Annotated in this window: 14 protein-coding genes; 4 read left to right on the top strand and 10 right to left on the bottom strand. The window is 44.0% G+C overall.

Going from position 1 to position 15536, the window contains the following annotated elements:
• Positions 1-334: 334 nt before the first annotated feature.
• From FC83_RS13460 to FC83_RS13445, 4 genes are all read right to left on the bottom strand, one after another.
• Complete coding sequence (locus FC83_RS13460) at positions 335-1873, bottom strand: ABC-F family ATP-binding cassette domain-containing protein (RefSeq protein WP_035453522.1); 1539 nt, start codon at positions 1871-1873, stop codon at positions 335-337.
• A gap of 160 nt (positions 1874-2033) precedes the next feature.
• Positions 2034-3758: a phosphoenolpyruvate--protein phosphotransferase gene (gene ptsP / locus FC83_RS13455; protein ID WP_057002881.1), complete on the bottom strand. Its 1725-nt coding sequence runs from the start codon at positions 3756-3758 to the stop codon at positions 2034-2036.
• Positions 3758-4024: a phosphocarrier protein HPr gene (locus tag FC83_RS13450; RefSeq protein WP_035453520.1), complete on the bottom strand. Its 267-nt coding sequence runs from the start codon at positions 4022-4024 to the stop codon at positions 3758-3760. Before FC83_RS13450 ends, ptsP begins: the two co-directional genes overlap by 1 nt.
• Positions 4025-4180: 156 nt before the next feature.
• Positions 4181-4372 (bottom strand): hypothetical protein, encoded by a 192-nt coding sequence (locus FC83_RS13445; RefSeq protein WP_035453518.1) that lies wholly within the window; start codon positions 4370-4372, stop codon positions 4181-4183.
• Between the two features lie 307 nt (positions 4373-4679).
• Between FC83_RS13445 and FC83_RS13440 the strand changes: the two genes are divergently transcribed.
• Together FC83_RS13440 and FC83_RS13435 are read left to right on the top strand one after the other, a co-directional pair.
• A complete protein-coding gene (locus FC83_RS13440; RefSeq protein WP_052004752.1) occupies positions 4680-6947 on the top strand; it encodes an ATP-dependent Clp protease ATP-binding subunit in 2268 nt (755 codons plus the stop codon).
• A 165-nt stretch (positions 6948-7112) separates the two neighbouring features.
• Positions 7113-8174, top strand: coding sequence for a MucBP domain-containing protein (locus FC83_RS13435; protein WP_156405608.1), 1062 nt, complete (start codon positions 7113-7115; stop codon positions 8172-8174).
• A gap of 52 nt (positions 8175-8226) precedes the next feature.
• Here the strand turns inward: FC83_RS13435 and FC83_RS13430 are convergent, their stop codons facing one another.
• From FC83_RS13430 to FC83_RS13420, 3 genes are all read right to left on the bottom strand, one after another.
• Positions 8227-9801 (bottom strand): peptide chain release factor 3, encoded by a 1575-nt coding sequence (locus FC83_RS13430; protein WP_236700844.1) that lies wholly within the window; start codon positions 9799-9801, stop codon positions 8227-8229.
• Between the two features lie 25 nt (positions 9802-9826).
• Entirely contained in the window at positions 9827-11173 is a 1347-nt protein-coding gene (locus tag FC83_RS13425) for a hemolysin family protein (protein WP_152537751.1), read from the bottom strand.
• A 63-nt stretch (positions 11174-11236) separates the two neighbouring features.
• A complete protein-coding gene (locus tag FC83_RS13420) occupies positions 11237-12382 on the bottom strand; it encodes an AI-2E family transporter (RefSeq protein ID WP_057002878.1) in 1146 nt (381 codons plus the stop codon).
• Positions 12383-12454: 72 nt separating this feature from the next.
• Between FC83_RS13420 and FC83_RS13415 the strand changes: the two genes are divergently transcribed.
• Together FC83_RS13415 and FC83_RS13410 are read left to right on the top strand one after the other, a co-directional pair.
• Positions 12455-12898 (top strand): GNAT family N-acetyltransferase, encoded by a 444-nt coding sequence (locus FC83_RS13415; protein WP_035453542.1) that lies wholly within the window; start codon positions 12455-12457, stop codon positions 12896-12898.
• 24 nt (positions 12899-12922) lie between these two features.
• Positions 12923-13381 carry a hypothetical protein gene (locus tag FC83_RS13410; protein ID WP_057002877.1) on the top strand — a complete coding sequence of 153 codons (459 nt, stop codon included), beginning with the start codon at positions 12923-12925 and terminating at the stop codon, positions 13379-13381.
• 64 nt (positions 13382-13445) lie between these two features.
• Here the strand turns inward: FC83_RS13410 and FC83_RS13405 are convergent, their stop codons facing one another.
• The 3 genes from FC83_RS13405 to ntdP form a co-directional block, all read right to left on the bottom strand.
• A complete protein-coding gene (locus tag FC83_RS13405; RefSeq protein ID WP_052004751.1) occupies positions 13446-13976 on the bottom strand; it encodes a hypothetical protein in 531 nt (176 codons plus the stop codon).
• A 15-nt stretch (positions 13977-13991) separates the two neighbouring features.
• The gene (locus FC83_RS13400; RefSeq protein WP_052004747.1) at positions 13992-14816 is read right to left on the bottom strand and encodes a DNA/RNA non-specific endonuclease; all 825 of its coding nucleotides are present in this window, start codon (positions 14814-14816) and stop codon (positions 13992-13994) included.
• A 130-nt stretch (positions 14817-14946) separates the two neighbouring features.
• Positions 14947-15483, bottom strand: coding sequence for a nucleoside tri-diphosphate phosphatase (gene ntdP / locus FC83_RS13395; RefSeq protein WP_035453512.1), 537 nt, complete (start codon positions 15481-15483; stop codon positions 14947-14949).
• Positions 15484-15536: the final 53 nt, after the last annotated feature.

The following is a 15536-nucleotide window of genomic DNA, read 5'->3' as shown; positions in this document are numbered from 1 at the left end:
GTTGAAGCCTGCACATTTGGTAAATCGAAACTTTGTTCAGTTTTCAAAGATCTACTGTTTTGATGTCACTTAGCTATTATATCATGTTCAAAATCATAAGTCAACCATTTAATTAAATAATTTTATATGATTTATAATTTGATATATGCAACAAGTAGAACTTGTATGAATCTCTTCATATTTTATTTCCTTGTTGAATAACTCATTTGACAACTTTTATATAATACCAATTTCTCAAACATATGTCAACATGTTTTTGAAATTAATTTTTGTTGCGGCCTTCGTAAAAGCGACAACTTTTATATAATACCCGCTATCAGATGAATTGTCAACACTAAATTAATTTTTCCACGTCAATAACCTTATCGATCCAGCCCCCGGTCAAGAATTCAGCCTCATGGCTCACCACAATAACAGCACCCGCAAAGGTCGCCAATGCCTTTTGGAGAACATTTTTGGTGTCCACATCCAGGTGATTGGTAGGTTCATCTAGGACTAAAACGTTAGCCGGCTGCAACAACATCTCCGCCAACTTCACTTTGCTTTGCTCGCCACCGCTTAATTGTTTCATGCTTAAGGCCGCTTGTTGGCTACCTAAACCGGCCTGGGCTAAAACTTTGCGCAGATCCCGGGGCTTTAATTTTTCAAAAACAGACTGCATATATTGCAAAGGGGTCATATTATCATTGGGCCAGTCCAGTTCCTGCTTAAAATAGGTCACTTTGTTAGTTTTGGATAAGCTGACTGCCCCAGAAATAGGTGGCAGTTGGCCCAACATGGTTTTGATCAAAGTGGACTTCCCGATACCATTGAACCCTTGGATGGCGACTTTTTCACCGCGACCAATGGAGAAATTCACCGGTTGCTGTAATAGAGGATGGTCATAACCAATGATTAAGTCGTTAACTTCAAATAAAATTTGACTGGCAGTATCCACGTAGGGAAAATTCAAGTTGGCTGAACGATTATTAGATAAAGGTTTTAAAATATCCATCTTGTCCAGTTGCTTTTCTCGACTCTTCGCACTTTTAGAACGGGTACCAGCCTTGTTTTTGGCGATGTATTTCTTTAGTTTATTGACTTGACGTTGTTGCTTCTCATATTCTTTGGCGTAAGTCAGTTGATTGGCGGCCTTTTGTTTCAACGCTTGGTCCAACGTTCCGGTATAGCGTGTAATGGTGCTTAGCTCCACATCGCAAATACAATTGGTGATGGTATTTAAAAAATCATAATCATGAGAGATCACGATAAAGGCCCCGGCAAAATTATTTAAGAAATTGCCCAGCCAGTCGATATGTTCCTTATCTAAAAAGTTGGTCGGTTCGTCCAATAATAACACATCGGGATTAGCTAGCAGCATCTTAGCTAAGATCAGTTTAGAACGCTGCCCGCCACTCAATGAATCCACATCTTGTTGATACAAGTCCAATAGGCCTAGCCCGGTGGCCACGTTATCGATGCTGATTTGCCGATTATAATAATCAGCAGCATCTAAGCGTTCTTGGATTTTACCGGCATGCTCTAAAATATCTGGATCCATATTTTGACTGTAATCGTCATAGTCTTTGATCATGCGTTTTTCGGCATCGATCAAATCCTGATAGGCCGTCTGCAAGAAATCCAGTACGTTCATGCCGGGGGTCAAGCTGGCATATTGATCCAGATAACCCACCTGCACCCCACGTTGCCAATGAATTTGGCCTTCATCGGGAATCAATTGGCCGGTGAGAAACTTAATGAGCGTACTCTTCCCCGCCCCATTTTCACCAATAATGCCCATGTGGTCGTTTTGATTTAATTCTAAATTAGCATCTATATATAGTTGTTTTTCAAAAAATTGATGAGATAAATGTTCGATCTTTAAAAGGCTCATGGTTGACTCCTATTCCTAAAAATTGACACAAGGTCTAGCATAATTGTCCGTTTGCAGAAAGTCAAACTGACCCAACCCGTCGCCAGTAAAAACCAAGCACACAAAAAAGACCAAACACAGAGATATACGCTGCGTTTGGTCTTTATGACATTATGTCTTTTTATTGATTCGTTGCTTTTTTAACCATGTCAGCCACGTCATCGTTGGTTGTCAACTCGTTGACAGCTTTATCAGACAAGGCCTTCATATCGGCTGTCGACAAGCGTTTCATCAAGCTTCTAACTTTCAAGACAGAAGTGGCACTCATGGAGTATTCATCAAGGCCCATGCCTAATAGCAATGGTACCATGATTGGATCCCCGGCAGCTTCGCCACACATGCCAGCCCACTTGCCTTCATGATGGGCTGAGTCAATGATTTTCTTAACTAAGCGCAAAATTGAAGGGTTGTAAGGTTGATAGAGGTAAGAAACATGTTCGTTACCCCGATCAGCAGCCATGGTGTATTGAATCAAGTCGTTGGTCCCAATACTGAAGAAGTCGACTTCTTTAGCAAATTGGTCTGCCAAAATTGCAGCAGCTGGCACTTCCATCATCATGCCCAATTGGATGTCGTCTGAAACTGGTTTGCCGGCAGCAACCATCTTAGATTTTTCTTCTTCAAAGATTGCTTTGGCTTGCCGGAATTCTGGCAAGGTCCCGATCATTGGGAACATGATCCGTAGTTTCCCATAATTAGAGGCCCGTAATAAAGCCCGTAATTGGGTTCTGAAGATTTCTTGGCGATCCAAACTGATCCGGATGGCACGATAACCCAAGAATGGGTTCATTTCTTCAGGTAATGGCAAATAAGGCAAGTGTTTATCCCCACCAATATCCATTGTCCGAATAACGACAGGTTTGCCGTTCATGCCTTCTATAACAGCTTTATAAGCCTCAAATTGATCATCTTCAGTTGGTAATTCGGCAGAATCCATGTATAAGAATTCAGTCCGGTACAAGCCAATGGCCTCTGCCCCATTGTCCAGCACACCTGTTAAATCTTTAGGTGTCCCGATGTTGGCAGCCACTGTATAGTGTTTGCCATCAGCTGTGACGCTGGCTTCGTTCTTAAGTTTATTCCATTCTGCTTTTTGTTTCGCAAAGTCTGCTGCTTTTTGCTTGTATTCAGCAACTTGTGCAGCAGTAGGGTCCAAAATAATATCACCGCTGATACCATCGACGATAAGTTCTTCATCTTCTTTGGCTTCAGCTGTAATGGTTTCACTACCCACAATCGCAGGAATTTCCAGTGACCGAGCCATGATAGCTGAATGGGCCGTACGACCGCCTAAGTCAGTGACGAAGGCTTTGACATACTTCTTATTCAATTGGGCGGTATCACTTGGGGTTAGGTCTTTTGCCACGATAATGACTTCTTGATCAATCAATGCCGGGTTAGGCAATTCCTTGCCTAACAAATGGCTCATGATCCGTTTAGTCACATCGCGAACATCGGCAGCCCGTTCTTGCATATAGGCGTTATCCGTCATTGCTTCAAACATCGAAATAAAGTGTTCAGAAACTTCACTCAAAGCGGCTTCAGCATTAACTTTTTCATCACTAATCTTACTCTTAACAGCGCCAGTGAATTCGGGATCAGCCAAAATCATCATGTGGGCATCAAAAACTTGAGCCTCATCTTCACCGAGAGACTCTTTAGCTTTGGCCCGGATGATTTGGAGTTCATCATTAGATTTGGAAATTGCATCTTCAAATCGTTTAGTTTCACCATCAATATCCGTTACAGTGGTTTTTTTGTAAGAAAGATCAGGTTCAACTAAACGATAAGCTTTGGCAATGGCAATCCCATCACTTGCTGCAATACCCTTTAGTTGTTTTGTCATTATTCTGATAAACCTTCTTTTTTCATTGTTTCAGAGACAGCTTCAAGTGCGTCTTTTTCGTCAGCACCATCAGCACTAATCGTCACGTCAGCACCTTGACCAACACCCAAGGACATAACACCCATGATAGATTTCAAGTTCACAGATTTGCCCTTGTATTCCAAGTTGATATCTGAGTTGAATTTACTAGCAGTTTGTACCAATAATGTTGCGGGACGTGCGTGAATACCTGTTTCTGCAATTACATGAAAGTCGCGTTTTTCCATAATAGATCGAACTCCTTTTTTTATCTAATGAATTACCCTTAATTTTGTTCAGAAACTTAAGGATAATTATCCTTTTATACAAAAACTAGGTTACCATTTTTTTGAAAATAGTACAACTATTTTTTCATGGATAATCACTAAAATCCCTTTAATTATCTATAAGGAAGCGTTTTCGTGAAAACGATATAAAACATTTCCATTTCGCTGGGCAATTCCCACAATCTCTTTTCGCTGGGGGTGATTTTGCCAAACCTGTCTAAATGCGAAAAAATCCTTTGGCTCGATTTTAATTTCTGCAATCTCCCCAGCAGCTAATTGATCCAGCAATTGTTGATAGTCTGCAGTCATATTCTTTGTCACTTCCTATGTTTTGGCTTATATTATTCCTAACCAATCCTTTAAGCCGATTTTCCAAACTCTACCAATTATAGCTTTTTTAAGAGAATCTGCCACTGGGAACGGGCGTTTATTTTTTCAGTGCTTAGCACTTGACCTACCCGAGTGCTAAATGTATAATGCTATTTGTAGATTGTTGGAGTTGGTTTTTTAAACTCAATTGCTTTAAAGCGGTGTACAGCCAATTTAACCCAAGAACAATCACTGCTATATGTTGATGTATTGCGTTGACTTAACCAGAAAGGTCGTGACAAACTCTATGTTGTGTCAAAACTGCCACAAAAATGAAGCTACGATCCATTTATATACGAGTGTAAATGGTCAACGTCAAGAAATTAATTTGTGCCAAAATTGCTACCAATTGTTGAAGAATCAACAAAGCAATGGTACCAACGCACCCACTAATGCAGCGGGCGGCGGTGATCCCTTTGGCTTTGGTAACTTAGATGATATCTTCAGACAAATGGGTCAAGGTATGCCAAACGACGCCTCTTCCTTCCAACAAGGGCCTCAAACCCAAGCTGGCGGCATGGGCGGTGGCCCAAGAAACCCACGTAATAATGGTGGTAAAGGCGGCTTATTAGATCAATATGGTGTTAATTTAACCAATCTTGCTCGGCAAGGTGAAATTGATCCAGTAATTGGCCGTGACAAAGAAATTTCTCGCGTGATTGAAATTTTGAATAGACGTACTAAGAATAATCCTGTCCTCATTGGGGAAGCCGGTGTTGGTAAAACAGCCGTTGTTGAAGGTCTTGCACAAAAGATCGTCGACGGGGATGTCCCAGCTAAGCTTCAAGATAAAGAAGTCGTGCGCTTAGACGTGGTTTCTTTAGTCCAAGGGACTGGTATCCGGGGTCAATTCGAACAACGGATGACCCAATTAATGGATGAATTAAAGAAAAATGACAAGATCATTCTTTTCATTGATGAAATTCATGAAATCGTTGGTGCCGGTAATGCCGAAGGCGGTATGGATGCAGGTAACGTTTTGAAACCTGCTTTAGCCCGGGGCGAGCTCCAATTAGTCGGGGCCACAACGTCAAATGAATATCGGACTATTGAAAAAGATTCTGCCTTAGCTAGACGTTTACAACCCGTCCAAGTTGACGAACCTTCTGTTGAAGAGACCGTTAAAATCTTGGAAGGTTTGAAGAAGAAATACGAAGACTATCATCATGTGCACTATACAGATGATGCCATTAAGGCAGCGGCCTCTTTATCTAACCGCTATGTCCAAGATCGCTTCTTGCCTGATAAGGCCATTGACTTATTAGACGAATCTGGCTCTCGTAAGAACTTGACCATTACCGCCGTTGATCCTAAGACCTTAGAAGATAAGATCAATGCGGCTGAAAAGCAAAAACAAGATGCTTTACGCCAAGAAGATTACGAAAAAGCGGCTTATTATCGTGATCAAGTCAGCAAACTTGAAAAAATGAAATCTAAAGATAGTGTGGATCCTTCTAATGAACCAACAGTCACTGAAAAGGACATGGAACAAATTGTTGAAGAAAAGACAAATATTCCGGTTGGTGAATTAAAGGCCCAAGAACAAACGCAATTGCAAAATCTCGGCCCAGATCTTAAGAAACACTTGATCGGCCAAGATGAAGCCGTTGATAAAGTTGCCAAAGCTATTCGCCGTAATCGAGTAGGCTTTAACAAGTCTGGTCGGCCAATTGGGTCCTTCCTATTTGTTGGCCCTACTGGGGTTGGTAAAACTGAATTGGCTAAGCAATTAGCTAAACAGCTCTTTGGTTCTGAGGATTCCATGATTCGGTTTGATATGAGTGAGTACATGGAGAAATTCAGTGTGTCTAAGCTCATCGGTTCCCCTCCTGGCTATGTAGGTTATGAGGAAGCCGGTCAATTGACCGAACAAGTTCGCCGTCATCCTTACAGCTTGATCCTCTTGGATGAAGTTGAAAAGGCCCATCCAGATGTCATGCACATGTTCTTGCAAATCTTAGACGATGGCCGCCTGACTGATTCTCAAGGTCGGACTGTCAGCTTCAAAGATACCATCATCATCATGACTTCTAATGCCGGTCAATCTAATGTTGAAGCTAACGTTGGTTTCGGTGCGGCAGCCAAGGGTGAGACCCACTCTGTTTTGAACCGTTTGACGGATTACTTCCAACCTGAATTCTTGAACCGGTTTGATGATATTGTTGAATTCAACTCATTGACGAAGGCTAATTTGTTACAAATTGTCGATTTGATGATTGCCGATACCAACAGTATGATTGCCGATCAAGGTTTGCATATCCACGTCACTGAACCAGTTAAGGCGAAGTTAGTAGATCTGGGCTATAATCCGCAAATGGGGGCACGGCCATTGCGTCGGGTCATTCAAGAGCAGATTGAAGACCGGGTAGCTGATTACTACTTGGATCACCCTGGTGAACATCAATTAGATGCGCGGATGGAAAATGATCACATCAAGATTACCAAGCTAAACACAGAAGCATCTAAGACCACTGATGCCAGTGTGGATAGTGCTAACGATAAAAAAACAAAATAGTCGTTTAAATTAAAAATGTATCTCATGCTAAAGACCAAGCTCAAAAATTTTTGAGCTTGGTCTTTTTTATGTTTTGTTAAAGCTCAGATGCCTGGCTACTTTCTGGGAATTGAATATGCTAATATGGATATTAGTAACACAGTTGTTGGGGGCAATAATAAAGGGATGGCAGAAAATATGGTACAGACACCAGATGAATTGCGAGGGCGTGCTAATCGACACCGCTTCGCTCAACCAAAAATGAATGCTAAACCGCAGGCCAAGAACACACCGGTTCATAAGCCTACGGATATTGTGGTGTCCAAAGCCCAGCCTCAGCCAAACTTACAACGCAAAGACGTGGCCATTACCGTGCGCTACGTGGACAGCCTGGGGCACCAGCTACTAGCCCCTACCACCGTGTTAGGGGCTTATGCCGCGAAGTTAGAGCTGCCTTTTCAGGTCATCGAAAGTTACGTATTGACCTCCATCAATCATTTTCAAACAACTTTCATCCCCAACCCAGCCGGGATCGACCTCATTTATGCCAAACAAGCGGCAGCCCCTATCGTGGTGTACCACCGAGATACCCAGGGCAATTTGATCAGCCCACCCCAGTTTCTTCACGGTGCTTTAAATAGTCCTTACCAGGCCAAACCCCTGGGGGATATGCAACAATTTGTCCAAGGCGTTTCGCCCAAGGCCCAGGGACACTTCAGCAAAAATGCCGGTCAAGTGGACATCATCTATGAAACCCTGCAATTGACCCCCTTGACCGTGGCCCCTAATACGTACATCCAGTTACTAACCAATACCCCGGTTTATTCAGAAGCCGCTGCTAAGACGCCCTTAGCCAAAAAATTACCCAAGGCTTCTATCTGGCGCATCTTCCAGGCCCTGGTCACGACAAATCACCAGACAACTTGGTTGAACTTGGGCGGGTGCCTTTGGATCGATGCCAAGGCTGGTAAGGTCTTGGCTAATTATCACCAGCCCGCCCTGCCTCAATCGGCTTATGCGGTGATCAGCGATGTCTCGGTGGACCAGCAAGCAATTATCAATGCCCCTGGGCAAGCTACTATTCCGGTTTGGGAGGCGCCTTATGGCCAGCAACTGCCCAGCGGCTACCTGCCAGGTATCGTGGTATATGTGCTTCGCCAGATTCAATTGGCAGATGGTTCCCTGTGGGCGGAATTGAGCAATCATAAATTTGTGACGTCCAATTATTTAAGTTTTATCAATCCATAACAATAAAGCTCCCGAGTTTGCGCAACACGCAAGCCCGGGAGCTTTTTAAAATTTATAGCTTCGCGGTAAGGGTTACATCAGGGTATTTATCCTGGAACCAGCGCTCTGCAAATTTATTTTCAAATAAGAATAAGGGTTCACCTTTGAGATCTTTCACCAATAGATTCCGAGAAGACGACATCTTTTCATCTAATTGCGCTGGTTTGATCCAACGGGCAATTCTAGAACCAATTGGGGTCATGACAACTTCAGAATTGTATTCATTTTTCATCCGGAATTGGAAGACTTCAAACTGCAATTGCCCCACGGCACCTAAGATATAATCATCAGTGGTATAGGTCTTGTACAGTTGAATCGCCCCTTCTTGAACCAATTGCTGCATCCCTTTATGAAAGGACTTTTGCTTCATAACGTTCTTGGCGTTGACCCGGACGAATAACTCTGGGGTAAATTGGGGCAGCGGGGCAAATTGAATGGGATCTTTGCCGGTATAAATACTATCGCCGATTTGGAAGTTCCCGGTATCGTATAAACCCACGATATCCCCAGCCACGGCGTTTTCCACGTTTTCCCGTTCATCTGACATGAACTCGGTGGCATTGTTTAACCGTAATTGTTTCTTGGTCCGGGCTAAGGTCACATCCATGCCCTTATCAAATTCCCCGGAACAGATCCGCACAAAGGCGATGCGATCCCGGTGATTCGGATTCATGTTAGCTTGAATTTTGAAGACAAAACCCGCAAAGCGATCATCATTAGGTGCCAGTTCAGCACTGTCATCGTTGATGGGATGCTCCCCAGGGGCTGGGGCCATCTTTAAGAAGGATTCTAAGAACGTCTCCACCCCAAAGTTGGTCAAAGCTGACCCGAAGAACACGGGGGTTTGGTCCCCTTTTTGAACTTTAGCTAAGTCAAAACTATTGCCCGCTTCAGACAACAGATCCACATCATCTAACGTTTGTTGATAGATGGAATCTTGCGTCAAATCGGAATCCACAGCCAGTTGGCCTTGGTCATTTAACGGCAAGAAACGTTTACTGGCATCACTGGGCCGATATAGTTCAATGCGATGTTGGGCCCGATCGTACAAGCCCTTTAGCCCTTTACCCATCCCAATGGGCCAGTTCATGGCATAGCCTTCAATATTTAATAACTCTTCTAATTCCGCAATCAAATCTAAGGGTTCGCGACCATCCCGGTCTAACTTGTTCATGAAGGTAAAGATGGGAATACCCCGTTGCTTGACGACTTTAAACAGTTTCTTAGTTTGGGGCTCGATCCCCTTGGCAGAATCAATGACCATGACAGCCGCATCCACGGCCATCAAGGTCCGGTAAGTATCTTCAGAGAAATCCTCATGCCCAGGCGTATCCAAAATGTTCACCCGTTTGCCGTGATAGTCAAATTGCATCACAGAACTGGTCACTGAGATACCCCGCTGCTTTTCAATGGCCATCCAGTCAGAAGTGGCATAGTGACCACTCTTCTTACCTTTGACCGTCCCAGCACTGCGAATAATGCCCCCCAGTAACAGCAATTGTTCGGTGATGGTGGTCTTCCCAGCATCGGGGTGGGAAATAATCGCAAAAGTCCGCCGCTTAGCGACTGCTTGCTCTAAATTTGTAATTGTTTTCAATGAAATCTCCATTCCTTTAGTTCGAGTTTTCTGAGTCTAAATCCTTAGCAGGCGCCTGTTGTTCGGGCAGTTTCACCACAATGGTTTCTAAGCGGGAACCGTTCATGCGTCCGGTATATAAGTCGATGCCATTATCTAAAGGCAGTTTAATGCGTTGACTATTGGCGGGGATCATCCCTAATTTGGTGATCATATACCCGGCGATGGTATCCACATCGGAGCTTTGGATATCGGTATCAAAAAAATTATTGAAGGCATCTAGCGTCACCTTCCCAACGATCACGTATTCATGGTCGTTGATTTTGTTAAACAACTTTTGGGCGTGGTCAGATTCATCATCGATTTCCCCGACGATTTCTTCGATCACGTCTTCAATGGTCACTAAGCCCACCACACCGCCATATTCGTCTCTTAAAATGGCAAGTTGCTGTTGGGTCTTCTTAAATTTTAACAGTAATTCGTCAATGGTCATGGTCTCGGGCGCAAATAAAGGTTCGTTCATGATATCGGCAATTTTCAGCTTATCAAAGCCCACTTTATGCGCTGCCTTTAAAAGGTCCTTAATGTGGATCAACCCAATGATTTGGTCTTTGTCCTTGGCATAAACCGGTACCCGGGAATAAGGGCTCTGTAAAATAGCGCTGATGTTTTCAGCACTATCGTCGTTGATATCCACCATGAAAGCATCGGTTCTAGGGACCATGACTTCACGGGCCATCTTGTCGCTAAAGCTGATGATCCCCTCTAACATTTCAAATTCATCGGGGTCAATCACCCCGGTATTCCGGGAAGTTTGAATCACCGCCCGCATTTCTTCTCTGGTCATGGCATCGTCTTTTTGACTGAAGTCAATGGGGACGATTTTCAATAAGATATTCGTAGACGCGGACAATAACCATACGAAAGGCCGCATGACCACCCGGGTGACCTGCACCGGGGTCACGGTAAACTTGGCCACAGCTTCAGCCCGTTGTAAGGCAATTTGTTTGGGGAATAATTCCCCGAAAACTAAGGAAATATAAGATAAAACTACCGTGATGATAATCACGGCGGCTTCATGCGCCCAAGGCAGGCCCCCTAAAAATGGGGTCAAATAACCGGCTAAAGACGTTGAAGCGCTGGCGGAGGATAGGAAACCGGCAAAAGTAATGGCAACTTGGATCGTTGCCAAAAATTGCGAGGAGTCATTCATGACCTCTAAAATCTGGCCGGCCTTCTTATCCCCTGATTCGGCCTGGGATGCGATGCGACTGCGGCTAACGGACACAATAGCCATTTCTGCGGCCGCGAAGAACGCATTAACTAGCGTTAAAACAATAATTAGAATTATCTGGCCAGTGACCGAACTACCATCACCACTCATATACATTCACTCTCTTCTCAATTTATAATAGTAGAAAAATTATAACAATATGTGGCCTTAAATTCAATTGGAATTCTTGTTATTGGCGTTATTATCAGGTTTATCCACGTTGACAATATTATTTTCACGACTCAAATGAATCAAGTTAACCGTGTAAGTCACCACGGTTTTAGCCACGGCATATAGTGGGATGGCCAATAACATTCCCAGCAAGCCGGCTAAATTCCCGGCAGCCAGTAAAATCAAAATGATGGTCAAAGGATGAATATCCAGCGCTTTGCCCACCACGTTAGGGTAAATGAAGTTGCCGTCCACTTGTTGGACGATCAAGACAATGATCACCACGGCAATAGCTTTGGGCCAAGAATCGATCAAGGCAATGGCTAAAGCCGGGGCAATCCCCAAATAAGGCCCTAAGTAAGGGATAATGTTGCAGATACCAGCCACAAACCCTAACAAGAAAGCATAGGGCATGCCGATGATAGTATACCCGATAAAGGTACAGGTCCCCACGAATAAACACTCAATCATTTGGCCGGCAAAATACCGGGAAATGGTCTTATTCATCTGGTGTAATAAATCGCTGACCCGATCCCGATAACGGGCTGGGAAGAACTTGCGAATATTAGGGCCAAACTTGTGGCCGTCTTTTAAGAAATAAAACAAAATCACGGGGATGGTGATCAAATTGATCACGATGCCGGCAGCCGAACTCACCACGGAACCTAAATTGTTGGTGAAGGCAAAAAAACTATTTTTGGCAATCTTACTGGGAGAAACGTCAATGCTACTGATGAGCTTGGTCAAATTTAATTTCTGTAACATGCTATGATGGCTGACAAAATCGCTGACCCCGGTTTGGACTTTGCTCAAGAAATAAGGGATATTGCTCACCAAGCCAGTAACTTGGGTGACTAAATTGGGGATGACCGTCATGATAATGCCAACGATGGCTAAAATTAAAACCAAAAAGACGATCAAAATCCCCAAGGGCCGTTTGACTTTAATTTTCTCCAGCAAATTCACCAGCGGATTTAACAAATAATATAAAAACCCCGCAGCGATCACGGGTCCAAACAAAGTCGACACAAAGGTCCCAATGGGGGCAAATAGAAATGAAATGCGGGATAATACAAAAATCAAGGTGGCACATAATAAGGCGATGGCCAACCATAAGACCACTTTTGACTCCTTTAATTTTTTTGGCATGGGACAAAACTCCTTAAGACACTAAATTTGTATTATAATAGAATCAATATTCGTAATAGAGGTGTAGCCATGATAGTCGTTAAAACAACCACAGATTTGCACAGCCCCATTTATCAAGATGCCCTGGCCATTCGTCAGACCGTCTTTGTCCAGGAACAGCATGTACCTGTTGACTTAGAAGTCGATGATAATGAAGCCAAGACCATTTACTTCGTGGCTTACATTGATGGCCAACCAGCCGGATGCGCCCGCTTATTGCCCCAAAGTGATCAGGACTTTAATTTGATCCAGCGGGTGGCGGTCTTAAAAGCCTTTCGCAAGCACCACGTGGGGGCCACCATCATCCAAGCGGTGATTAGCTATCACCAAGCCCACTACCCCAAGGTCCACCTGCAATTAGGGGCCCAAACCCAGGCCGTGGGATTTTATGAAAGTCTGGGCTTTGCCGTCATCCCCACGGATCCGCCTTATTTAGACGCGGGAATCGTCCATCGGGAAATGCGGTATAATCAGTAATTATTGAAAATATAGGAGTTTAAAATGTCTAACAAAAAAGCAATTTTAGTCTACACCTTTTTACTTGTGATTCCTTATGTCCTAAGTTTAGCATTAATTGGCATATCTTTTAACGCTTTAGTTTTGCACAGTGCCAGTCTATGGCGGACCATGGTGGGCAGTGTTGTGGGGGCTTGTATCATGTTAGCGGTTAAAATAACCGTGGAACGGCCTCTAGAAATTATTTTGAATTTCGTTCATAACAAATTTCTGCGGTTTTTGGTCAATAGCTTTTGGATCACCGAATCCAAAAGAAAAGTTGGCGCCAATTTGATCGTGGACTTCATTTTATCCGGTATCGCCACTTGGGGCATTCGCCAAATCTTTAGCCCTGACCGAATCATGGGGGATATCTTAGGCATCGTTTTAGCCATGATGTTCGCCTCAGCTTTGATCGGCGCTTATCTGGAATATGACTTATTGAGCGTGGACGGGGCAGAATAAAGCGGCACCAGTAAAATAGCGTTACCTTCAACCAAACAATTGAGGGCAACGCTATTTTTTCGGCTTAATCCAAGTAAGTTTCATCCCCGTTGGAATTTTCTTGTCCCAGATAAACCTGTTGTTTCACACGGATAGTCTCCAAATTGTCATCTAAGGCATAGCGTTCCAAAAAGTAAGGTTTATCCGTTTGTCCTAAGTGCTCTGGCAAGCTGACCCCCTGTTTGGCAATCTTCCCCATGGCTAAACTTATAATGCTGCTTAAGGGCAGTTGTAACATGGGCACACTGGCACTGGCTTCTAAAATAGCGGCTTGGCTTTCGGGGAGATCTAAGCGATTTAACCCAGCTGGCACTTTGGTGTCTAGGGGTAATAACGCCCCTACCCAGGCCACAAAGGCATAGGGGGAAAAAACTACTAAAGTCGTTCGATTCTTCTCCTGGCCGGTGTTGTCGGCCAATTGATCCAACTGCCCCAAGGCGCCGCTGGCAGTCATTTCCTGCCAAGCAGAGGTTAAACTACCGTTTTCATCCAACATTGATGCTAAATAAGGTTTGCCAATAAAACGAATTGGTTTGACAGTTTGCACAATATCCATGATTTTGAATTCTCCTTAGCCGGCCTGGCTGGTACCATCTTGATAATTAATTTGATAGCCAGTTTGAACATTAAATATATAAATATTAAAGTCGATCTTATTGTCTTCTATCGAGCGGCCTTGCATCTGAATCCCCCGGGCCACCAGCTCACTGCCCCGAAAAACCGGCCGAACTTGGTAGCGTACGTGATGATTGGTAGATTTGATGTAGCTGGCAATTTGATTTTCATAATAGGTCATGGCCGGGTCATTTAAAGACCGGGTCCCCGTGACTAGATTTTTCAAATTGTTGTTTTGCCCCGTGAGCTGAAAGCCAATCAAGTGGCAGCGATTGTACAGCCAATCTTGATGGGTGCCAATGGTGATGCGCTTGTTGTGGTACCCCGTGGGCTGGACGTATAAGCGCTCCCGCTTGGCCGTGGGCATGAGGGCCTTGCTCAACATGGCATCGGCCACCCCGGCCCGGTTTAGCCCATCCAAATCACTATACCGCTGCCAAGCCCCCTGGGCCAAGGACAGATCGCCCTGGGAAAAAGTGGGTTCATTGTTGTTCACCGCGATGATCTGCCGGTTGGTATAATTCAAATTGGCTAAATCGGCGGTGTTGGCGCCGTTTGCTTGATCTTGGTTATTTTGACCAGCGGCGGCGTCACTGCTTTGGCCATTACCAGCGCTGGGAGCATTGGTCGTTGGGCCGGATGCCGATTGGCTGGTGGGTGCTGTAGGGGTGGTGGTATGGGGATTGACCGTTTTACCGGTATATAACAACAAACCGGCAATGGCAATCAAGCCCGTTAAAATAAATTTCGGTAACTTTGCGGGTTTCTTACGTTTGGCCATTTATTCAAAAACTCCCTTAGCAATTGTTGCTGGTATGCTGCTGGGTTGCTAACCCTGCTGTCAATAACAAGGAGGCCGGACAAAACAATGTTTTGTCCCGGCCTCCGGGTTTGCGAAGCATATGCGATTCTTATTGGCGATGGGATAGCTCAAGGTAGCGATTGTACCAAAGATCCACGTATTCCTTAGAAAAAGGTCCTTTGCGTTCATTGATCCAATCCACTAACACTTTGACGTTTGATTTTAAAATATGATCCACTTCAGCGGAATAATGCCACTTAGCAGCATGTTCTTCATATTCATCCACATCTAGTAAACGTTTTTCACCATTTGCAAAAACCTTAACATCTAAATCATAATCGATATATTTTAAGGCCTCTTTGTCCAAGACATAAGGAGAGGCCAAGTTGCAATAATAAGCGACCCCGCTTTCACGAATCATTGCAATAATATTGAACCAGTAACGTTTATGAAAGTAGACAATTGCTGGTTCTCTGGTCAACCAACGTCTGCCATCTGATTCTGAAACTAAAGTATGGTCGTTACAACCAATTAGTTCATATTCACTGGTCTTCAAAACCATTGTATCCCGCCAGGTCCGATGTAAGCTCCCATCATGCTTGTAGCTTTGAATCGCAATGTAATCTCCTTCTTTGGGAACAGGCATTAGCGACCCAGCTTTCAAATACGTTTTCCAATAATATTATAGCAGATAACCGC

Source organism: Agrilactobacillus composti DSM 18527 = JCM 14202 (assembly GCF_001436375.1).
Lineage (GTDB): Bacteria > Bacillota > Bacilli > Lactobacillales > Lactobacillaceae > Agrilactobacillus > Agrilactobacillus composti.
The sequence above is the reverse complement of the archived record's forward strand: the minus strand, read 5'-3'. Positions and strand labels throughout refer to the sequence as shown.